Origin of the sequence: Halorarum halophilum (assembly GCF_013401515.1) — an archaeon.
Taxonomy (GTDB): Archaea; Halobacteriota; Halobacteria; order Halobacteriales; family Haloferacaceae; genus Halorarum; species Halorarum halophilum.
In genome coordinates this window covers 990,642-1,008,509 of sequence record NZ_CP058529.1, presented here as the reverse complement: position 1 = coordinate 1,008,509, position 17,868 = coordinate 990,642, and the positions used below count along the sequence as shown (strand labels likewise).

Sequence of the window (17,868 nt, the reverse complement as noted above, 5' to 3'; positions counted from 1 at the left end):
TCGAGGCGACGGTCGCGACCGTCGCGGGCGGTGGGGCGTCCGGCGGGGCCGACGGGCCGCCCTCCGCGTCGGCTACTCGTCGTCCTCGCTCACGGTCACCTGCGCGGCCTCGATGACCTTCCCGGCCATCTCGTAACCGGGCTTGTACACGTCGGCGACGGTCCCCGCGGGCTGGTCGCTCTCGACGCGCATCATCACCTCGTGGCGCTCCGGGTCGACGTCCTCGCCGGGGTCCGGTTCGACGACGGTGACGTTCTCCTCGGCCAGCACGCGGTCGAACGTCTCCAGCGTCGACTCGACGCCCGGACGGATGTCGGCGTCCTCGTCCTGTTCGAGCGCGCGAACGAGGTTGTCCCGGACCTCGGTGAGCCGCGAGACCACGTCCTCGGTGGCCCGCTCCTTCTGCTGCTCCTGGCGCTTCTTCGCGCGCTTCTTGTAGTTCTGGAAGTCCGCCCTCGTCCGGGCCAGGCTGGACTCGAGTTCCTCCGCACGCTCCTCGGCTTCCTCCGCTCGCGTCTCCACTTCGTCCGCTCGCGTCTCGGCCGCCTCGACCCGCTCCTCCAGGTCGGCGACCGCCTCGGCGAGATCGTCGTCGTACTCGGCCACGTCGTCGGCGACGGATCGTCCCTCCGTCGCACGCTCTCCGTCGGCGTCGTCCGCCTCCGCGTCGGGGGCGCTCTCGGCGTCCCCCGACTCGGTCTCCGGCCCCGCTGCTTCCGATTCCTCCGGCTCGGTTCCGGCGTCCTCGCTCATACACGAGGGGAGTCGGTCGGCGGGGATAAGGGTTGTAGAATCCGGTCGGGCCGGGGGACGCGACCACGAACGAGCGACGCGTCCCCGGAGGGATCCGCCGCGAACGAGGGACTGATTCTTCCGTCCGGGGACCGTATCGGTTCCCATGACGAACGACCAGACGGGACCGTGGGTGCTCGCGCTGGGGGCGCTGGCCATCGGCGTCGGGGCGATAGCCGTCGAACTGCTGCGGCGGCGGGGCGACGACGGCGACGGTCGCGATGGAAGCGGTGAGGGCCCGTAGTCGGGCACGGCGACCTCTCGACCCTCGAACCCTCCCGCGCTCGACCTACTGGTACATCCGGAGCCGTTGCGCCTGCGAGGAGTTCTCGCCCTCCTCGTTCATCTGCCTCGCGAGCCGCTCTTTCGTCCGCTGAATCTGGCTCGCGTGGGCCTCCAGACCGTCCACGGGAACGTCGACGTCCGCGATGGGTGCCACGCCGTCCTCCAGCACCGCACGGGCCGCACGCGGGTCCGGGAACCGCGGGTCGCAGTCGGCGAAGAGCCCGACGGCGGTCAGGTCGGTGGCGAGCGCGTGGTTCAATAGCGCTCCGGTCGGCCCGGAGACGATGCCGGCGTCTGTCGGTTCGGGGACGTCCGTCCGGTCGAGCAACGCCGCCCCGTCGCCGGCGGCGACGCCGAACACCGCGGGGTCGTCCTCGGTCGGTCGTTCGCGCTTGAGCCCCGCGATGTACAGGGGCGTGACGGACTCCTCACGGAACCAGTCGTCGACGCACTCGGCGAACTCGGTCGCGGCGTCGGGCGACACCGGTACGTCGGACTGGAGGACGAGCAGGTCGTTCTCGGCGTCCGCGTACAGGCGGACCGGCGTACGGAGCCCGTCGTCGCCGGCACCGAAGGAGGCCGCCTTCGGGAGCGACTCGCAGTGAACGTCCGCGTGGTGGGTCATCTCGAGCACCGAGACGAGGTGGTCCGCGGCGATCTTCCCGACGAGGCCGACGCCGGGGAACCCCTCGACGAGCGTCGGCTCGCTGAGCGACACCTCGGTACGTACGTCGATGCGTGCCATGGCGGGTCTCCTCGTGGGAAGACCGTAAAGGTGCGCCGACGCGGGACGGAATCGGGTCCTCTCCACGTTTCTGCCCCGAGCGCGGCGTGGGTCCACCCGCACGTCACGACACCGCGATCGTGTCGAAACCGACAAACGCACCCCCGGCCAACCCCGGCGCATGAACCCGCTCGACCGCTACGCGCCCCTCGTCGAGGACGAGGCGGCGTTCCGGGCCGCCTGCGAGCGGCCGCTCCCATCGGTCGTCCGGACCAACCCCATCAGGGCCACCTCTGACCGGGTCGCCCGAGCGTTCGACGAGGAGGGGACCGGCTACGAGCGCGCCAGCTGGCACGACGGCCTCTTCCGACTCGACGAGCGCACGCCGGGGACGACGTGGCCGTACGCCCACGGCTGGGTCCACGGTCAGGAGGAGGTGTCCGCGCTCCCCGCGCTCGCGCTCGACCCGAAGCCGGGCGAGCGGGTCTGGGACGCCTGCGCCGCGCCGGGGAGCAAGACGAGCCAGCTCGCCGGGCTGATGGACGACCGCGGCGCCCTCGTCGGCAACGACTCGAACCTCGGGCGCATCTCGGCGCTCCGGCACAACGCCGAACGCCTCGGCGTGACGAACCTCGTCGTCGACCACCAGGACGCGCGGAACTACTCCACGAACGGCCTCGGCTTCGACGAGTTCGATCGCGCGCTCGTGGACGCGCCGTGCTCCTGTGAGGGGACGGTCCGCAAGAACCCCGACGCGCTCGACAAGTGGACGCTCCAGCACGTCCGCGAGGTCGCCGGCATCCAGAAGGGCATCCTCAAGCGCGCGGTACAGGCGACGAAGCCCGGGGGCACGGTCGTCTACTCCACCTGCACGTTCGCACCGGAGGAGAACGAGGCGGTCATCGACCACGTGCTCGGCGAGGAGGACTGCGAGGTCATCGACTGGGACTGTCCCCTCGACTCCCGACCCGGCGTGACCGAGTGGGAGGACGAGCGGTTCGACGAGGCGGTGACGCGGGCGACGCGGGTGTACCCGCACTTCAACGACACGGGCGGGTTCTTCCTCGCGAAACTCCGCGTCGGCGGCGGCGAGACGGAGGTCGACGTTGAGGGCACCGAGGAGGTGGACGCCTGATGGCGGACCACAGCAACCACGGCCAGCAGTTCGACCGACTCCCCGCCACCGCCGACGAGCGCGAGGTCGAGGGTCGCGCGTCGCGCGAGGAGGTACTGGAGTGGTGGGAGGACCGCTTCGCCGTCCCGCCCGAGACGTTCGACGGGTACACCTTCTGGGAGAAGGGCGCCGGGAAGATCTGGGCGTTCGCGGCCGACATCCCGACGCCGCAGCGGCGCGAGGGCGTCGGCATCACCTTCCTCCGAACGCGACAGGAGCACTGGAAGCCGACGACGACGGCGGCCATGCGGTGGGGGCGGCTGGCGACGAGGAACGTCATCGAGCTGTCGCCCGGACAGGCCCGTGCGTTCGCGGCCGGCCACGACCAGGACCTGCCCGAGTGGGACGGCGACTGGGGCTACCTGATCGCGACCCACGAGATCGCCGGCGAGCGCGAACCCATCGGGGTAGGACTGTACCTCTACGACGAACTCCGCTCGGTCGTGCCGAAGGGGTACCAGGAGGAGTTGCCGGAGCGGTAGCGGTCGGGAGCGGGGCTGTTCACCGATCGAACCGGGCCTCCTACCGGTTGCTCGATGTCGGTGAACCACGGAACGGTACAGAAGCGCGTCGGCCTCGCCGAATACGTCGTCCATTCGAGTCCCTCGACCGGACGCGCGAGGGGGACGATCCTCACCGCAGTCTGTGCGGCCGCACACCTCGTCGTCACGATACCGCTGTACGGGGAGGCCACCGTCGCTCCCTAACTCCGCCTCGACTCCCGTCAGTCCTTCTCCCGCAACGTCCCGCCGCCGAGCCCCTCCCAGGCGACCCGGTACCCGAGTTCAGAGAGCGCCGCGCTGGCGTCGGATATCCCGTGCTCGGCGAGGACCGACTCGGCGTCCGCGTAGGTCATCCCCGGTTCGAGTTCGTCGCCGACGACCGACAGCACGGCAGGGCGGACGAGCGCCCCGCCGACGCGCCCGTGCTCGGGGAACGCCACGTGGTCGAGCGCTTCGATCGGGACGGCGTGGTCGGCCGCGACCGCCTCCAGCGTGACCACGTCGGCGTCCGGGACGAACTCCGCAGGAAGCCCCGCCGTCACCTCGGCTTCGAGCTCCGATTCGTACTCCCGTAACGCGTCCACGACGTCCTTTACCCGGACGGTTCCGGAGTAGGGGATGGCACGGTGATCCCGAGCTTCGACCGCCTCGCCGGCACCGAGCGACTCGTCCACGGCGACGACGAGTTCCACGTCCTCGACGCCGGCGAGCTGGCCGAGTTTCTTCTCGACGTACTCGGGCGTCCAGAACCCCATCACCTCGAAGAAGACGCGGAAGTCGGCGTGGTCGTACTCGAAGGCGAAGTCGGGGATCATCACCCGGTAGCCGGTTTCGAGCGGCTCCGGCTCGCGCACCAGGTCCCAGTCGAGGTCGAGCGCGCGGAACCGGGCGGCGAAGTCCGCCTCGACGCCCGAGTCGAACGCCGGCTCCGCGAGCGGCTCGACCCCGGGAACCGACACGTCCGCGTCGGTGAGCCGGAGTTCGCGCTCGGTCCCCCGGTCGTCGATCGTCGCGGTCAGCTCCCAGTCGGTCGTGCTCCCGGCGACCGTCCGGAGGAGCCGGGCGAACGCCGTCCCGTAGCGCCTGCTCCGCCGGAACAGCGCGTCGGGGCCGGTGACGATCAGCTCGCGACCGCCGCCGTCCGTCTTCACGACCTCGTACAGCAGGCCGAGCCGCTTGGCAGCCGAGACGAGCGCCTTCGGGTCGGCGGATCGAATCCGGACCTCCGTCGCGTCGAACAGCGCCGTCTGGGCGAGCGAGAGGTCGTACTGCTCGCACAGCGTGTCGGGGGTCCACCTGGTGTCGAACTCGACGAGCACCCGGTTCGGCTCGCGGTCGGCGTACAGCGAGGCGTCGACGGCGTCGGGGTCTGTGCCGAGGCCGTCGGCGGCGTCGGCGAGCGCACGCGCGCGCTCGTCCTCGCTGGAGACGCCGACGCGTTCGGCGGCGTCGAAGGCGGCGCGCCGGGCGCGTTCGGGCGGGAGGGGCGCGCGCGTCTCGAAGGTCGCCTCGCGTTCAAGCAGCGAGGCGAACCCGCGGACGAGCTTGAAATCGGGGGCCTCGCGTTCGAGATCCTCGAGCGCGGTCTCCAGCGCTCGTCGCGGCTCGCCCACGTGCCCCTGGAACGTCCCGAGGGCACGGGCTGCGAGCGCGCGGGCGTCCGCGTCGCCGGCGACGAACTCGGGGCGGTAACCCCCGCCGCGCCGCGACACGCGCAGGAGATCCTTTCGCAGCACGCCCGACGGTACCCGTTCGGGGGGTTTAGTCGCCGCGGTGCCCGGAGGCCGCGGCGGAAGGGGAGTCGAATCCGGTCGGTGGCCCCCGCCGGGTTCCCTCGATTTGAGAAGGCTCATACCGGGCGGGACTGTGGCCCAGGTATGAAGCGCCGCGGACTGCTGATCGGGTTGGCCGGGCTCGCCGCGGGGGCCGGCTGCACGGAGACCGTCCGGCCCTCCGGCCCCCGTACGCCGCCGCGCTCGCCCGAACCCACCAGCACGCCCGCGTCGGGGCTCGTCGTCGTCGACCTGATCGACGAGCAGGACGACGCCGGCAACCTCCTCGTCCGCGTCACCGTGGAGAACCAGGGGGACGCGTCCCAGTCGGGGACCGTCGTCGTGGACGTCAGGGCGGGCGAGACGGAGACCACGGTCTCCCGGTCGGTCACGCTCGATTCGGGCGAGCGGAGGGAGGTGGCCCTCTCGACCGAGATCGGGTACGACGCGTTCGCGGGCGACGGATCCCTGCAGGTCGACGTCCAGTAACCTCACCGACGCCGGGCGGCCACGCGCTCCTCGGCCGTCTCGCTCGTCACCAGTTCGTAGAGGACGGCCCGCTTCTCGCCGTCGCTGCCGGGACGCAGCACCCGGCCGAGCCGCTGGGTGAACTGCCGTTCCGAGCCCGTCCCCGAGATGACGACTCCGACGCTCGCGTCCGGCACGTCGACGCCCTCGTCGAGGACGTTCGCGGCCACGACCCTGGTGTACTCGCCCTCGCGGAACCTCCGGAGGATCTCCCGGCGCTCCGCGGCGCCCGTCTCGCTGGTGATGGCCGGGACGAGGAACCGCTCGGAGAGCCGGTAGACGAGGTCGGTGTGGGCGGTGAAGACGATGATCCGCTCGCCGCGGTGTCGCTCGAAGATCCGCGCCAGTTCCTCGAGTTTCGCGTCGGCGTTCATCATCACCTCGCGTGCGCGCTGCTTGGCGAGCAACGCCTCGCGGGCGCGCGGGTCGCTCCCGGAGCGGTACACCAGCTCCTGGTAGTCGCTCCCGGAGGAGAACGTGATGCCCGCGTCGCGGACGTAGTCGACGAAGGTGCCCTGCTCGCGCTCGTACTCCTCGCGCTCCGATTCGGAGAGCCGTACCTCGATCTTCCGCACCTCGTACTCCGCGAGGTGCTCCCCGGCGAGGGCGTCCGCGTCGAGTTCGAACACCACGGGACCGACGAGTTCGGCGACGACCTCGTGGGCGCCGTCCGGCCGCTCGAACGTCGCGGTCAGGCCGAGACGGGCGGGGGCGGCGAACAGCCGCGCGATGTCGCGGTAGCCCTCGCCGCCGAGGTGGTGGACCTCGTCGAAGACGACCAGCCCGAAGTCGCCGCCGACGTCGTCGGCGCGGAGGTACGCCGAGTCGTACGTCGCCACCGTCAGCGCCTCGGCGCGCTGCTCGCCGCCGCCGAACTGGCCGACGGGGACGTCGAACTCGGACTCCAGTTCGCGGCGCCACTGCTCTAGCAGGTCGACGGTCGGCACCACCACCAGCGTCGGCACGCCGAGTTCGGCAATGGCGGCGAGCGCGAGCACCGTCTTCCCGCTCCCGGTCGGGAGTTCGACGACGCCGCGCTCGCCGTTGTCGTGCCAGGCGTCCAGCGCCTCCTCCTGGTAGTCGCGGAGGTCGTAGCGGAGCGAGAGGTCGAGGGGTGCAGCACGTTCGAGGCGGTCGTCGAGGTCGATTCCCCGTTCGTCGAGCGCCTCGCGGATCTCGCGGTACCGGTGGGCGGGTGCGCGGTGGCTCCCCGTCCGGTCGTCGCGTTCGACGCCGGGGAGCGTCGTCGGGTCGAGGTCGTCGGCGTCGACGACGACGGCCCCGTCCTCGAACCGGAGCGTGACGGTCACTGCCTGGGGTAGTCGGCGTCGGCGCTTATTCCCTCCGGGTGATTCTCGGTTGCGCTCCTCGAGCACAACGCCCACGTACCACCCGGTCGAACGCGGACCATGAGCAACGACGAAGCGGTCGAGGAGTTCCTGGCTGCGGCGGCCGACGTGCTCGGCGAGTACGAGCAGGGGTACATGGACGCGGACGCGGCGCTGTCGCGGCTCGAGGTGCAGATAGAGGACCTGCGGGAGGAGTACGACGCGTAGCCGCGACCGCCGGTAGTGCTCCGCTCCGGTCGGACGGAACGACTGCCCACGGTGACGGCGCCGAACACGGTGAGCCGAGAAGTGAAATCGAGAAACGAACAGTAAACTCGGGGAACGAGCCGTGAAACCGCGGCGCCGAACGTACACTCCGCTCGTTTTGCGACCGTGACGTGTATGGTCGCGGAGCCGGGAACCGTTCTCGGGCGATTCGTGGCTCACCTACCCCGAGCGCCACCGGGCGTCCGATCTCCCCCCGTCGCTCACCGGACGACGGGCTCCGGCCAGTCCTCCGGAAGCTCCTCCCGGTGTTCGCGCACGAGGGAGATGAACGGCCGCACCGTCTCGAAGTTCGGCCCCCGCGTGACGGTGCCAGAGCGCCGGTCCCACGAGACAAAGCCGGCGCGTTCGAGCGGTGCGAGGTCGCCGTCGGGCACCTCCAGGCCCCCGTCGTTCGGGTCCAGGGAGATCGACGCCTGCCCGTCCTCGCCGCGCGGACCGGACTCCGCGAGCGTCGTGAGGATCCGACGGCGGTTCGGGTGGCTCAGGCACGTGAAGAGCCGGTCGAGCTGGCTGACGCCGGTGCCCAGCAGGGTCTTGGTTCTGGTCATGGTTTCGGGTGGGGTGGGAACGCGTTGTACCGTCGACGTCGGCGTCCCCAGCATGGTCGTCGTTCCCCGGGCGGGGGAAGCAGTTCGAACCGAATAGCGACCCGGCCTAACGGGTTAGGTCCGGACGCGATTGAGGACCCGCCCGAGCCCGTGTGGCAACACCTATCCCGGTCCGGTCCGCTCACGTCGGTATGACGCAGTTCTCCGACAGGGTGGAGGCCATCTCCATCAGCGGCATCCGCGAGGTGTTCGAGGCGGCCGGCGAGGACGCGATCAACCTCGGCCTCGGCCAGCCCGACTTCCCGACCCCGGCCCACGCGAAGGAGGCCGCGATCGAGGCCATCCGCGACGGTCGGACCGACGGCTACACGTCGAACAAGGGGACGCTCGAACTCCGCGAGGCCATCGCCGCGAAACACGACCGCGACCAGGGCGTGACGGTCGACCCCACCGACGTCGTCGCCACCTCCGGCGGCTCCGAGGCGCTCCACCTCGCGCTGGAGGCGCACGTCCAGCCCGGCGACGAGGTGATCATCCCCGACCCCGGGTTCGTCTCCTACGACGCGCTGACGAAACTCGCGGGGGGAGAGCCCGTGCCGATTCCGCTCCGCGAGGACCTCACCATCGACCCCGCGACCGTCGAGGAGCACCTCACCGACGACACCGCCGCGTTCGTCGTCAACTCCCCCGCGAACCCGACGGGGACGGTCGCCAGCGAGGACGACGTGCGTGAGTTCGCCCGCATCGCCGACGAGCACGACGTGCTCTGCATCTCCGACGAGGTGTACGAGCACTTCGTCTTCGAGGGCGAGCACTACTCCCCCATCGAGTACGAGCGCGAGAACGTCGTCGTCGTCAACGCCTGCTCGAAGGCGTACTCGATGACGGGCTGGCGGCTCGGCTGGGTCACCGGGACGAACGAGCGGATCGAGCGCATGCTCCGCGTCCACCAGTACGCACAGGCCTGCGCGTCCGCGCCGGCCCAGTTCGCGGCTGAGGCCGCGCTCTCGGGGCCGCAGGACGTCGTCGACGAGATGCGCGAGTCGTTCGAGCGCCGCCGCGACGTCGTCCTCGACGGCCTCGCCGAGGCGGGCCTGGAGTGCCCGACGCCGCATGGCGCCTTCTACGCGATGCCGGAGGTCCCCGAGGGGTTCGTGGACGAATGCATCGAGCGTGGCGTCGTGATCGTACCGGGCGAGGCGTTCGGCGCTCACGGCGCAGGCTACGCCCGTATCTCCTACGCGACGGCGGAGGAGGACCTCCGCGAGGCGCTGGATATCATGCAGGACGCGGCGGCCGCTGTCAGGTAGGCGCCCGCGCCCCCGAACTACTGGAACATCCCGGTCGTCGACGCCCGGGACTGGTCCCCGTCGCTCGACTGCTGGATGCGCTCGGCGAGTTGCTTGCGCCCCTCCATGATCTCCTCGGCGCTCTCGACCAGCGGGTCGGTGTCGATCTCGACGCCGGCGAGCGGCGCGATCCCGTCGCGAACGAGCACGTGTGCGCCCTCGGGGTCCGGGAACTTCGGCGTCGTCTCGACGATCAGGCCGCAGGCGTCCCGGTCGCGGTCCTTGGCGACGCTCAACAGCGCGCCGGCCGGCCCCTGGACGAGGCCGTCCGCGACGGGCGGGGAGACGTCCACCTCGTCGAGCAGGGAGCCCGCGTCGCCGGTGGCGACGCCGTAGAGTTCCGGCACGTCGTCGGGCTCCCGCTGGGCCGGAAGGCCGCTCAGGTACAGCGGGGTCGCGCCGACCTCGTCCATCCAGTCCGAGAGGGCCGTCGCGAGGCCGTCGGCGTCGATGGCCTCCAGCGGGACGTCGCCCGAGAGCACGAGCAGGTCGTTCTCCTCGTCGACGAACAGCCTGATCGCCGAGTGGAGCGTTCGGTCGTTCTCGGCGAAGACGGCGGCCGAGGGGAGGTCCTCGCCGGTCAGTTCGCCGTAGTACCGCGCGTCGAGCTGGTCGCGGACGTGGTCCGCGGCGATCTTGCCGGCCAGCCCGACGCCTGGGAGTCCTTCGACGAGCACCGGGTCGGTGAGGGAGGCGTCACCCTCGGTTACGACCTCGACCATACCGGAACGTCGTCCGCCGACCGAAAAGGAGTGGTGGCCGCCCCGGTGGCCCCGGTCACGATCCGCGTTCCCTCAGCTCGCGGTGCTTACCACCTTGATTACGTCGCCCTCCTCGAGCTCGTAGTCCTCGCCGATGCGCCGGTCCGTCCGGGCGTTCACCGCGTGGAGGTAGCCCTCCCCGATGTCGGTGTGGACCGCGTACGCGAGGTCGCGAGGGCCGCTCCCGCGCGGGAGGAGGAACGCGTCCGGGAGGACGTTCCCGCGGGCGTCGGTCCAGCGCGTCTCGTTCTGGACGGGGAACGCCGTGATCCGATCGAGCAGGTTGTACACCGCCCTGTCCAGGGCGGTCTGGACGCCGGTGCCGCCGAACTCGGCCATCACCTCGCGGATGCGTTCGAGCCCCTCCGCCTGGGCGTCGCTCACCTCGCCCACCACCTCAAAGTCCGCGTCGCCGGGGTCGTAGTCGACGACGCCCGCCTCGGCCGCCTTCCGCAGCGCGAGTTCGCCGTCGGCGGTGGCCGGGATGACGGGCTTGTCGGTCTCGCGGAGGCGTTCGACGTTCCCCTCGGGGGCGATGTCCGCCTTGTTCGCGACGAGCACGATTGGCTTCGTGCGGGCGCGCAGGTCGCGGGCGAGGCGGTCGCGGTGCTCGTCGGTCCACTGGATGGGGTCCTCCGGGTAGTCGATGTCGCGCAGGACCTCGGTCACGTCGCGTTCCGTCGCGCCGAAGCCGGTCAGCAGGTCCGTCAGCGCCTCGTCGATGTCGAAGTCGGGCGACCGGGACTTCCGCTCGACGGACTCCCAGTTGCGCTCGACGATGCCCGCGAGCCACTGGTCCATCTCCTCCTCGACGAAGTCGACCTCGTCGACGGGGTCGTACTCGCCGACCTCGACCGGTTCGCCCTCGGCGTTCGTCGCCCCGGCGGCGTCGACCACCTGGAGTATGACGTCGGCGTCGGTGAGCGCGTCGAGGAACTGGTTGCCTAGCCCACGCCCCTCGTGGGCGCCGGGGACCAGTCCCGCGACGTCGAGCAGTTCGACCGGCACGTACCGCTTGCCGTCGCTGCAGTTCTCGTTGCCGCAGCGTTCCTCGCGGTCGAGGCAGGGGCACTCGGTCCGGACGTGGGTCACGCCCCGGTTCGGGTCGATGGTGGTGAACGGGTAGTTGCCCACGTCCACGTCGGCCATCGTGGCGGCCTTGTAGAAGGTGGACTTGCCGGCGTTCGGCTTGCCCGCGAGCGCGACCGAAAGCATACCCGGAGTAGGCCCGCCACGCGAAAAGCCCCTTTCGGTCCGACGACGCCCGGCGGCCGATCCGTCGCCGTCCGAACCGCAACCCCCACGAGCGTCGCAGCCGAAGGCCGGATATGTCCTCGAACGGCGGCGACGGTTCGCCCCTCCGGTCGACTGCGCGGTCCCTCACCGCGCTCGCGACGACCCTGTCCCTCGGTCTCGTCGTCTCGGCTGGTCGGGCGCTCGCCCACCCGGGCCACGAGGGCGCCGCCTCGGAACCGGGGACGTGGCTCGTGTACGGTCCGGTGATCGCTGGCGCGCTGGCGACCGTGACCGCCGCGGGACTGCGTAACGACGGCGTCGTCTCCGGCAGGACGGCGCTCGTCGTCGCCGCCGGCGGAATCGCGCTGCTCGGAACCGGTCTGGTGCGCTGGCTCGGGTGAGCAGTTCTCCTAGCGTCCCCTGAACAGTCGCTCGACCGCCTCGGCGGTGTCGCCCGCGCGGGCGTACTCGATGGCGAGTTCGTGGACGGAGAAGGCGGTTCCCTCGAAGCCCGGGAGGCCCCTGGCGGTCGCGTACGCCCGGAGCCAGTCGTTGAGAGCGCCCTCCAGCAGGGAGCGTTCGACGGCCGACAGGCGGATCCCGTCGCGACAGCAGCGGACGTACTCCCCGAGGAGCGGGTCGACGCCGTTCGCGACGGCGTCGGCCGGCGACGCCTCCTCGGGGTCGAACGACCGGCAGTCGTGACGGGAGGACTCCGCGAGCGTCGTCACCGCTCGCCAGCGTACCGAGCGGCCGCCGTTCGCGTCGCCCTTCATACCCGCGAGTGGGTGGGTTCCACCCGTATAACTGTAGGTGAAACGACGCTGACGGGTTCGGTCGGACGAGTGTTCGGGCTTTTAGGCGGCGACCACGTACGACGGCCCATGACCGTGCTGTCGTTCGACGAGACCGGCGTCGACGTCGTCTACGAGGGGACCGAGTTCCGGCTGGAGAAGTCGCTCGTCGAGGAGGCCATCGGGAAGTCGTACGTTGACGTGACCGACCACGAGGTCCTCAAGATCGTCGAGGAGGACCCGTCGTTGTCTGGTGAGCCGCGCCGGGTCGGCGATATCCTGTAACCGAGCCTGCCGGGGTTCCCCCCGGGTCTTCTGCCCAGGAGCGACGACGCCGGTGCCTAGCCGAGGCCGCGCTTGTCGGGTTCCTCCTCGAGCGTCTCCGCGCGCTCGACGAGGTGATCGACGAGTCTGATCGCGGTCTCCTCGACGGTCGACAGGCCGTCGTCGCCGCGTCCCCTGACGCGAACCGACACCTGGTACAGCGACAGCTCCACCTCGGGGACGGTGTCGGCTCCCGCGTCCGGGTGCCCGTTCTCCGTATCCTCGTCGCCACTGTCACTCCCGTCTCGTTCGTCGGCGTCCTCGTCGGTCACACCCGCTTCGCTCACGCCGGGTGCAAAAGCGTGACGGGGGCTACTCGTCGGCGTCGGGGAACGTGTCGCGGTGGAGGCGGTCGGCGATCTCGTCGGCGAGCGTCCGCAGGTTCACCGTGTCGTCGCGGTTGTACGAGATGAGCGTCTCCAGCGCCCCCTCGTCGCCGTCCTCGTACTCGTACCAGAGGCGGACGGCGTCGCGACCGGTCAGTTCGGGGCCATCGCGGGCGATGCCAATCTCCCGCTCGATGGGCTTGAGGCCGCCGGTGAGGTCCAGTCGCTTACACGGGTACATGAGGTCGAGGTGCGGCGTGTCCACCGTCAGGTCGAAGGACGCCTCGAGGAAGGGCGCGTCGAACCGCTTGCCGTTGAACGACACGAGGAGGTCGGCCGCGTCCAGTTGCTCGCGGATCGCCTCGTCGGTCAGGTCCTGCCCTCGGACGAGCGTCGTCGTCTCGTCCGCCGTGTGGAACGACACCGTCGTCACGCGGTCGCGGTGCTGGGAGAGGCCCGTCGTCTCGATGTCGAAGAAGCACGCCGACTCCCGGAAGTTCTCGTACAGCCGCCACCGCTCGCCGCTCGGGAAGGCGGCGTCGAAGTAGCTCGCGTCGCCGTCGTCGAGCCGCTCGGTCGCCTCGTCGATGAACGACTCGATGCGGCCGGCCGTCGTGGCGCCGACGCCGCGAACCGTCCCGCCCGAGAACTCGCCCCACTCCGTGACGCCGCTCTCCCACAGTCGCCGCTCGGTCGCCTCGCCGACACCCTTCACCGGTATGAAACTGTTCTCGATTCGCATCTGGTGGTACCTCTCTCGCGCGCGGGATGCACGCCTGTCGATGCACTCTCCGTCCCTCTGGTTTCTAAACGTTCGGAACCGGTACGCGATTCGGACGTCGACGGCGCGGAACCGTTATGCGAACTGGAGCCGAACTGTCCGTGATCACCATGTGCGGCCGCTTCTCGCTGTCCGTGCCATCCGAAGACCTCGAAGCGCGCTTCGAGGCGACGCCGCCCGCGGACTTCCGGCCACGGTACAACTGCGCGCCCGGTCAGGCCCTCCCGGTCGTCCCGAACGACGAGCAGGGCCGGATGCGGCGCATGACCTGGGGGTTCACGCCGTCGTGGGCGGACGAGTCGTTCGACCTCATCAACGCGAGGGCGGAGACCGTCCGCGAGAAGCGGACGTTCGCCGACGCGTACGAGTCGAGGCGGTGTCTCGTTCCGGCGGACGGCTTCTACGAGTGGACGGAGGTGGGCGGTGCCAAACAGCCGTACAGGGTCGCGTTCGACGACGACCGCGCCTTCGCGATGGCCGGGCTGTACGAGACGTGGGAGCCGTCGGAACGCCAGTCGGGGCTGGGTGAGTTCGGAGGGGCGTCCGGAACCACCAGCGGGGGCGACGGAGCCGAGAACGGCGGTCCGGAGGGCGACGAGGCGGAGCGGATCGAGGTGTTCACGGTGATCACCACCCGGCCGAACGACCTCGTGTCGGAACTCCACGACAGGATGGCGGTCGTGCTCGATCCGGACGACGAGTCGGCCTGGCTGTCGGGGGGTCTCGATCACGAATCGTTGCTCACCCCGTACCCCGACCGCGACCTCCGTGCGTACCCGGTGTCGACCCGGGTGAACTCGCCCGCCAACGACGACCCGTCGCTCGTCGAACCGGTCGAGCTCGGTACCTGACGGACTGTCCATCACGCCGGCCGACTCGACGTCGCGACACCTCTCGGTCATCGAGCCGTACCGGCCTGTCCCCGTCCCGTTCCCGTTCAGTCCGTCAGCGTATCGAGTCGCTCGCCGAGGACGGTTCGGGCCGAGGACACCTCGTCGCCGACCCGGAGGAGCCGGTATCCCTCGTCCAGTTTCGTCCGGGCGTCGTCGGTGTCGTCGGTCACGCCGCCGACCGGGACGTCGGCGTCGAGGCACGCCTCCCGGACGGTGTCTATCGCGTCCCGAACCTCGGGGTGGTCCCGGTCGAAGGGGTGGCCGTATGAGATGGAGAGGTCCGACGGGCCGATTACGACGAAGCCCAGTCCCGGCACGGAGAGTATCTCCTCGACGTTCTCGACCGCCGTGCGCGTCTCGATCATGCAGCCGACGGCGATCTCCGAATCCACCTCGTCGACGTCGTCCGGAATCTCGGCGGTCCAGACGTTGTCCCGGCCGATGCCGCTCCCCCGCGTCCCGGGTGCGCCGTCGTAGGTGAACCTCGAGGCCTCGATCGCGGGTCGGATGTCCCCCGGACGTTCGACCTGCGGGACGAGCAGGGTACGGACGCCCGTGTCCAGCACCTTGCGGACGAGCGACGGGTCCCCCTGGGGGAGTCGGACGAGGAGGTCTACGTCGGCGACGTCGGCGGCGCGCGTGTACCGCTCGAGGAGGTCGCTGTCCGACGGGCTTCCGCCGCAGTGCTCGAAGTCGAGCCACGTGAAGTCGAGTCCGAGGTGGCCGTACACCTCGACCATCGACGGGCTCATCGTCACCGTTCGCGCGCCGAGCACGTCGGCGCCGGTCTCCAGTCGTTCGGCGATGGTCGTTCGTTTCACGGTCGAGTGGACACGTCCCTGCTAATGAAAGATACCGCCGCTCAGCCCCATCGAACCGGCGGCTCTGGGTGTTCCACTCCCTCGGAAGCCTCCCGCGTTCCCCGGACCTCTACTCGTCGCCTGCGACTGGTACGCATCGAACCAAAACGCGTGTTGCGAGCGTCGCCCGACGAATCTCGGTCGAAACGGGGCTTCGTGATCACCCGGGTCGGACCTCCGGCCATTTGTAGTGGTTATCGATCAACCGGGGAAAGCCAGATTCGCGGATTCGATGGCACGCGCCCCGTTCGCCGAGACGCAGGCGCGGTCGATTGTCCCGAGAGCGCCATCGCTGGTGGGCACACATACACTACACTTTGCTATAGCCGTATAAGGTTTATATGTCGCGACGAAGGCGCCCCCTGATTACCTTCATTCCGGAACTGAGTACTGTCTCGAACGCCTCAACGGCGGATTCGGGAACTAGCCAGGTGGCGGGACGAACCGTGACTGTCCGCCTGTCGGCGGGACTCCTCATCGGTCGGCGGAGTCCGAAATCAGCGTCGACGGTAACGTCGAAAGCGCGAGCCGGCCGTTCCGACGCCCTCGAGGTTGGAGACAAAATCAACCGCCGGAATGGGCCGCTCGATAACTCCGCCGTGAGCCCCAGTCTGCACCCGATTCCAGTACCGTCGAGACGGGCTCAGTGGTGATCTCGTGGGGTGAAGCCGACGATGTGGCGCGGGTGCCCAGGGGAGTCAGCCCGCGTTTCGGACAGCCATCGTCCGTCTGTTCGATCGAGTCGACGTTCGGAGCTCGACACCGCAATACCCGAACCGGTATACGTCGACCGCGACAGGCGATCCACGGCGGAAGCCATCAGTTGTCGACCTTCGGGATCGTCTCTGAGCAGGCGATCCTGTTCATCGGGATAGGGCAGAGGGAGGCGTCGCGCCACCCGTTCCCGACGTCTCGATCACGTTAGCCCCGTCTCGACCGGTTCTGCGGACGAACATCACCTGACTACCCTCCGAGTCACCTCGGCGGTAAGTCGAGAAGCGAGTAGATGTGTCGCTCGTACGTCTCGCGGACGTTGTCGCCCCAGTTGTGCGTGTAGGTGTCGATGATGTCCTTCGCGACGTCGCCGCGGAGGTACTTCACGACGCCGCGCTCCCCGGTCCGGTCCCGGAGGTGTGTCGTGAAGAAGTGTCGGAAGTAGTGGGGCGTGACGTTCTCTGCGGCCCCGGCGCCCGACTCGTACCAGCCCATGGCGGTCGCGTGGTCGCGGACGACGCGTTGGACCTGTTCGGGGGTGAGCCGTTCGCCCCATCCGCTCGCGGTTCCGACGAACAGCGGTTCGGCGGGTGAGACCGGGTCCGGCCGGACGGCGAGCCACCGGAGGAGCGTCCGTTCGAGTTCGTCATCGACGGGGACGACGGTGCCGCGCTTGCGCTTGTTCGAGGCGGTACGCTCCTCGCCGTTATACACCTCACCGACGGTCGGTTCGGACGCGACGTACAGCGAGTCCGGGCGGCCGTCGAGCTGTGCCCTCCCTCCGACGTCGAATCCGTCGAGGTCGCGGGAGAGCGAGAGGTCCCGGAGGTCGAGGTTGCACAGCTCCCCCACCCGCATCCCGGTTTTCAGGAGCGTCACCACCAGTGCCCGCTCCAGAGGGTGATCGATCTCTGCCACGAACGCCCGCATCCGGGGGACCGAGATCTCCCGGCGGGTCGGGTCGGTGTCGATTCGTTCGTCGAGTTCCTCCATCACGAGCGCCATCGGGTTCGCGTCGAAGGTCCCGACCTGCGTCATGTACGCGTAGAAGCGGTGGAGGTACGCCGCGTACGTCGCGACCGTCGAGTCGGCGAGGTCGGGGTCACGGCGAAGATCGTGGACGAACGCCATGCAGTCGCGGTGGGACGCGTCGCCGGGTTCGATCCCCACGGACCCGGACGGCCCGCCGCCCGAGAGGAAGGACTCGAACCGCCGGAGGACGCGGCCGTACTCCCGTCGCGTCCGGTCGCTCTTGCCGTGGAACTCCATGTCCTGGAGGAAGTACCCGACCGAATCGGCGGGGTCGTCGACGTCGGAGTCGTCGGCGCTACTCATCGGTCAACACGTACCCCCCGTCGCGGCCGCTGAACCTCACGCGTCCCGACTGCTGCAACTCGCCCATCGTCTCGTCGAGTCGGTCCTCGAGGTCGCCGACCACCTCCTCGAGTAGGTCGTCCCACGACATGGCCTCCTCCTGCCGAAGAACCCGGAGGATCCGCTCTTCGAGGCCGCCACCCCGGGGGTCAACGCCTTCGGAAGTGGGTTCCGCGCTGGCGGTCGCCTGGGGCGCGGTGTCGGCTTCCAGTCCGAGGTCGCTGCGGCCCGCCTGGACCATCGTACGGACGAACTCGGCCTGCGACATGTCCAGGTCGTCGGCGTCGTCGGCCCACTCCTCCTTCTGGTATCGGGGGAGTTTCACGCGCACCTCCGTCCGATCGGTGTCGGGATCGCTCACGGACTCGTCGTGACGTCCATCCCATATCAATTCCCCTGTTTCCTGTCCTAACTTACTAAGACTGTGTATGGGGTTATGATTTCTCCCAATTGAGGCTCTAAATTCTGTCTTAACTATTCTACTTCCTCAATACTATGTCTTCATTCTATTCTG

At 69.6% G+C, this 17,868-nt stretch carries 23 protein-coding genes; 10 read left to right on the top strand and 13 right to left on the bottom strand.

The window, feature by feature from the left end:
* Positions 1 to 72: 72 nt before the first annotated feature.
* Positions 73 to 753: a nucleotide exchange factor GrpE gene (locus HUG10_RS05335; RefSeq protein WP_179168572.1), complete on the bottom strand. Its 681-nt coding sequence runs from the start codon at positions 751 to 753 to the stop codon at positions 73 to 75.
* 145 nt (positions 754 to 898) lie between these two features.
* On the opposite strand from HUG10_RS05335, the gene HUG10_RS05330 reads away from it, so the two are divergent.
* Positions 899 to 1,036 carry a hypothetical protein gene (locus HUG10_RS05330; RefSeq protein WP_179168571.1) on the top strand — a complete coding sequence of 46 codons (138 nt, stop codon included), beginning with the start codon at positions 899 to 901 and terminating at the stop codon, positions 1,034 to 1,036.
* Positions 1,037 to 1,081: 45 nt separating this feature from the next.
* Here the strand turns inward: HUG10_RS05330 and HUG10_RS05325 are convergent, their stop codons facing one another.
* Entirely contained in the window at positions 1,082 to 1,822 is a 741-nt protein-coding gene (locus HUG10_RS05325; protein ID WP_179168570.1) for a proteasome assembly chaperone family protein, read from the bottom strand.
* Positions 1,823 to 1,982: 160 nt separating this feature from the next.
* Between HUG10_RS05325 and HUG10_RS05320 the strand changes: the two genes are divergently transcribed.
* Genes HUG10_RS05320 through HUG10_RS05310 form a run of 3 tightly spaced genes read left to right on the top strand, consistent with a single transcriptional unit; the run spans position 1,983 to position 3,682 of the window.
* Positions 1,983 to 2,936 (top strand): RsmB/NOP family class I SAM-dependent RNA methyltransferase, encoded by a 954-nt coding sequence (locus tag HUG10_RS05320; protein WP_179168569.1) that lies wholly within the window; start codon positions 1,983 to 1,985, stop codon positions 2,934 to 2,936.
* On the top strand, positions 2,936 to 3,457 hold the full coding sequence (locus tag HUG10_RS05315; protein WP_179168568.1) for a DUF7122 family protein: 522 nt from the start codon (positions 2,936 to 2,938) through the stop codon (positions 3,455 to 3,457). Before HUG10_RS05320 ends, HUG10_RS05315 begins: the two co-directional genes overlap by 1 nt.
* 54 nt (positions 3,458 to 3,511) lie before the next feature.
* Complete coding sequence (locus HUG10_RS05310) at positions 3,512 to 3,682, top strand: hypothetical protein (protein ID WP_179168567.1); 171 nt, start codon at positions 3,512 to 3,514, stop codon at positions 3,680 to 3,682.
* 17 nt (positions 3,683 to 3,699) lie between these two features.
* On the opposite strand, the gene HUG10_RS05305 is transcribed toward HUG10_RS05310, so the two are convergent.
* Positions 3,700 to 5,214, bottom strand: coding sequence for a DUF790 family protein (locus tag HUG10_RS05305; protein WP_179168566.1), 1,515 nt, complete (start codon positions 5,212 to 5,214; stop codon positions 3,700 to 3,702).
* 141 nt (positions 5,215 to 5,355) lie between these two features.
* Here HUG10_RS05305 and HUG10_RS05300 point away from each other — a divergent pair, with 141 nt between their 5' ends.
* Positions 5,356 to 5,739, top strand: coding sequence for a hypothetical protein (locus tag HUG10_RS05300; protein WP_179168565.1), 384 nt, complete (start codon positions 5,356 to 5,358; stop codon positions 5,737 to 5,739).
* Positions 5,740 to 5,741: 2 nt separating this feature from the next.
* On the opposite strand, the gene HUG10_RS05295 is transcribed toward HUG10_RS05300, so the two are convergent.
* A complete protein-coding gene (locus HUG10_RS05295; protein WP_179168564.1) occupies positions 5,742 to 7,088 on the bottom strand; it encodes a DEAD/DEAH box helicase family protein in 1,347 nt (448 codons plus the stop codon).
* 99 nt (positions 7,089 to 7,187) lie between these two features.
* Here HUG10_RS05295 and HUG10_RS05290 point away from each other — a divergent pair, with 99 nt between their 5' ends.
* Entirely contained in the window at positions 7,188 to 7,334 is a 147-nt protein-coding gene (locus tag HUG10_RS05290; protein ID WP_179168563.1) for a hypothetical protein, read from the top strand.
* A 260-nt stretch (positions 7,335 to 7,594) separates the two neighbouring features.
* On the opposite strand, the gene HUG10_RS05285 is transcribed toward HUG10_RS05290, so the two are convergent.
* Positions 7,595 to 7,942 (bottom strand): ArsR/SmtB family transcription factor, encoded by a 348-nt coding sequence (locus tag HUG10_RS05285; RefSeq protein ID WP_179168562.1) that lies wholly within the window; start codon positions 7,940 to 7,942, stop codon positions 7,595 to 7,597.
* Positions 7,943 to 8,133: 191 nt separating this feature from the next.
* Between HUG10_RS05285 and HUG10_RS05280 the strand changes: the two genes are divergently transcribed.
* Positions 8,134 to 9,252 (top strand): pyridoxal phosphate-dependent aminotransferase, encoded by a 1,119-nt coding sequence (locus tag HUG10_RS05280; protein ID WP_179168561.1) that lies wholly within the window; start codon positions 8,134 to 8,136, stop codon positions 9,250 to 9,252.
* Between the two features lie 17 nt (positions 9,253 to 9,269).
* Here HUG10_RS05280 and HUG10_RS05275 read toward each other — a convergent pair whose 3' ends face one another.
* Together HUG10_RS05275 and HUG10_RS05270 are read right to left on the bottom strand one after the other, a co-directional pair.
* Positions 9,270 to 10,013 (bottom strand): proteasome assembly chaperone family protein, encoded by a 744-nt coding sequence (locus HUG10_RS05275; protein ID WP_179168560.1) that lies wholly within the window; start codon positions 10,011 to 10,013, stop codon positions 9,270 to 9,272.
* Positions 10,014 to 10,085: 72 nt separating this feature from the next.
* On the bottom strand, positions 10,086 to 11,267 hold the full coding sequence (locus tag HUG10_RS05270; RefSeq protein WP_179168559.1) for a redox-regulated ATPase YchF: 1,182 nt from the start codon (positions 11,265 to 11,267) through the stop codon (positions 10,086 to 10,088).
* A gap of 113 nt (positions 11,268 to 11,380) precedes the next feature.
* Here HUG10_RS05270 and HUG10_RS05265 point away from each other — a divergent pair, with 113 nt between their 5' ends.
* Positions 11,381 to 11,689 carry a hypothetical protein gene (locus tag HUG10_RS05265; protein WP_179168558.1) on the top strand — a complete coding sequence of 103 codons (309 nt, stop codon included), beginning with the start codon at positions 11,381 to 11,383 and terminating at the stop codon, positions 11,687 to 11,689.
* A 9-nt stretch (positions 11,690 to 11,698) separates the two neighbouring features.
* On the opposite strand, the gene HUG10_RS05260 is transcribed toward HUG10_RS05265, so the two are convergent.
* Positions 11,699 to 12,064 carry a hypothetical protein gene (locus HUG10_RS05260; protein WP_179168557.1) on the bottom strand — a complete coding sequence of 122 codons (366 nt, stop codon included), beginning with the start codon at positions 12,062 to 12,064 and terminating at the stop codon, positions 11,699 to 11,701.
* Between the two features lie 108 nt (positions 12,065 to 12,172).
* Between HUG10_RS05260 and HUG10_RS05255 the strand changes: the two genes are divergently transcribed.
* On the top strand, positions 12,173 to 12,367 hold the full coding sequence (locus HUG10_RS05255; protein WP_179168556.1) for a DUF5800 family protein: 195 nt from the start codon (positions 12,173 to 12,175) through the stop codon (positions 12,365 to 12,367).
* A 56-nt stretch (positions 12,368 to 12,423) separates the two neighbouring features.
* On the opposite strand, the gene HUG10_RS05250 is transcribed toward HUG10_RS05255, so the two are convergent.
* Positions 12,424 to 12,678, bottom strand: coding sequence for a hypothetical protein (locus tag HUG10_RS05250; protein WP_179168555.1), 255 nt, complete (start codon positions 12,676 to 12,678; stop codon positions 12,424 to 12,426).
* A 40-nt stretch (positions 12,679 to 12,718) separates the two neighbouring features.
* On the bottom strand, positions 12,719 to 13,474 hold the full coding sequence (locus HUG10_RS05245; RefSeq protein ID WP_179168554.1) for a ribonuclease H-like domain-containing protein: 756 nt from the start codon (positions 13,472 to 13,474) through the stop codon (positions 12,719 to 12,721).
* A gap of 149 nt (positions 13,475 to 13,623) precedes the next feature.
* Here HUG10_RS05245 and HUG10_RS05240 point away from each other — a divergent pair, with 149 nt between their 5' ends.
* Positions 13,624 to 14,364 carry an SOS response-associated peptidase gene (locus tag HUG10_RS05240; RefSeq protein ID WP_179171002.1) on the top strand — a complete coding sequence of 247 codons (741 nt, stop codon included), beginning with the start codon at positions 13,624 to 13,626 and terminating at the stop codon, positions 14,362 to 14,364.
* Positions 14,365 to 14,450: 86 nt separating this feature from the next.
* On the opposite strand, the gene HUG10_RS05235 is transcribed toward HUG10_RS05240, so the two are convergent.
* The 3 genes from HUG10_RS05235 to HUG10_RS05225 all read right to left on the bottom strand — a co-directional run bounded on the left by HUG10_RS05235 (position 14,451) and on the right by HUG10_RS05225 (position 17,715).
* A complete protein-coding gene (locus HUG10_RS05235) occupies positions 14,451 to 15,227 on the bottom strand; it encodes an HpcH/HpaI aldolase family protein (protein WP_218780648.1) in 777 nt (258 codons plus the stop codon).
* Between the two features lie 1,014 nt (positions 15,228 to 16,241).
* Positions 16,242 to 17,315, bottom strand: a complete 1,074-nt coding sequence (locus HUG10_RS05230; RefSeq protein ID WP_179168553.1) for a tyrosine-type recombinase/integrase — start codon at positions 17,313 to 17,315, stop codon at positions 16,242 to 16,244.
* Complete coding sequence (locus tag HUG10_RS05225; RefSeq protein ID WP_179168552.1) at positions 17,308 to 17,715, bottom strand: DUF5805 domain-containing protein; 408 nt, start codon at positions 17,713 to 17,715, stop codon at positions 17,308 to 17,310. Before HUG10_RS05225 ends, HUG10_RS05230 begins: the two co-directional genes overlap by 8 nt.
* Positions 17,716 to 17,868 lie beyond the last annotated feature (153 nt).

Coding starts and splice junctions, on each gene's coding strand:
- HUG10_RS05335 (WP_179168572.1), bottom strand. CDS start 753: ATGAGCGAGGACGCCGGAACCGAGCCGGAGGAATCGGAAGCAGCGGGG.
- HUG10_RS05330 (WP_179168571.1), top strand. CDS start 899: ATGACGAACGACCAGACGGGACCGTGGGTGCTCGCGCTGGGGGCGCTG.
- HUG10_RS05325 (WP_179168570.1), bottom strand. CDS start 1,822: ATGGCACGCATCGACGTACGTACCGAGGTGTCGCTCAGCGAGCCGACG.
- HUG10_RS05320 (WP_179168569.1), top strand. CDS start 1,983: ATGAACCCGCTCGACCGCTACGCGCCCCTCGTCGAGGACGAGGCGGCG.
- HUG10_RS05315 (WP_179168568.1), top strand. CDS start 2,936: ATGGCGGACCACAGCAACCACGGCCAGCAGTTCGACCGACTCCCCGCC.
- HUG10_RS05310 (WP_179168567.1), top strand. CDS start 3,512: ATGTCGGTGAACCACGGAACGGTACAGAAGCGCGTCGGCCTCGCCGAA.
- HUG10_RS05300 (WP_179168565.1), top strand. CDS start 5,356: ATGAAGCGCCGCGGACTGCTGATCGGGTTGGCCGGGCTCGCCGCGGGG.
- HUG10_RS05290 (WP_179168563.1), top strand. CDS start 7,188: ATGAGCAACGACGAAGCGGTCGAGGAGTTCCTGGCTGCGGCGGCCGAC.
- HUG10_RS05285 (WP_179168562.1), bottom strand. CDS start 7,942: ATGACCAGAACCAAGACCCTGCTGGGCACCGGCGTCAGCCAGCTCGAC.
- HUG10_RS05280 (WP_179168561.1), top strand. CDS start 8,134: ATGACGCAGTTCTCCGACAGGGTGGAGGCCATCTCCATCAGCGGCATC.
- HUG10_RS05275 (WP_179168560.1), bottom strand. CDS start 10,013: ATGGTCGAGGTCGTAACCGAGGGTGACGCCTCCCTCACCGACCCGGTG.
- HUG10_RS05270 (WP_179168559.1), bottom strand. CDS start 11,267: ATGCTTTCGGTCGCGCTCGCGGGCAAGCCGAACGCCGGCAAGTCCACC.
- HUG10_RS05265 (WP_179168558.1), top strand. CDS start 11,381: ATGTCCTCGAACGGCGGCGACGGTTCGCCCCTCCGGTCGACTGCGCGG.
- HUG10_RS05260 (WP_179168557.1), bottom strand. CDS start 12,064: ATGAAGGGCGACGCGAACGGCGGCCGCTCGGTACGCTGGCGAGCGGTG.
- HUG10_RS05255 (WP_179168556.1), top strand. CDS start 12,173: ATGACCGTGCTGTCGTTCGACGAGACCGGCGTCGACGTCGTCTACGAG.
- HUG10_RS05245 (WP_179168554.1), bottom strand. CDS start 13,474: ATGCGAATCGAGAACAGTTTCATACCGGTGAAGGGTGTCGGCGAGGCG.
- HUG10_RS05240 (WP_179171002.1), top strand. CDS start 13,624: ATGTGCGGCCGCTTCTCGCTGTCCGTGCCATCCGAAGACCTCGAAGCG.
- HUG10_RS05230 (WP_179168553.1), bottom strand. CDS start 17,315: ATGAGTAGCGCCGACGACTCCGACGTCGACGACCCCGCCGATTCGGTC.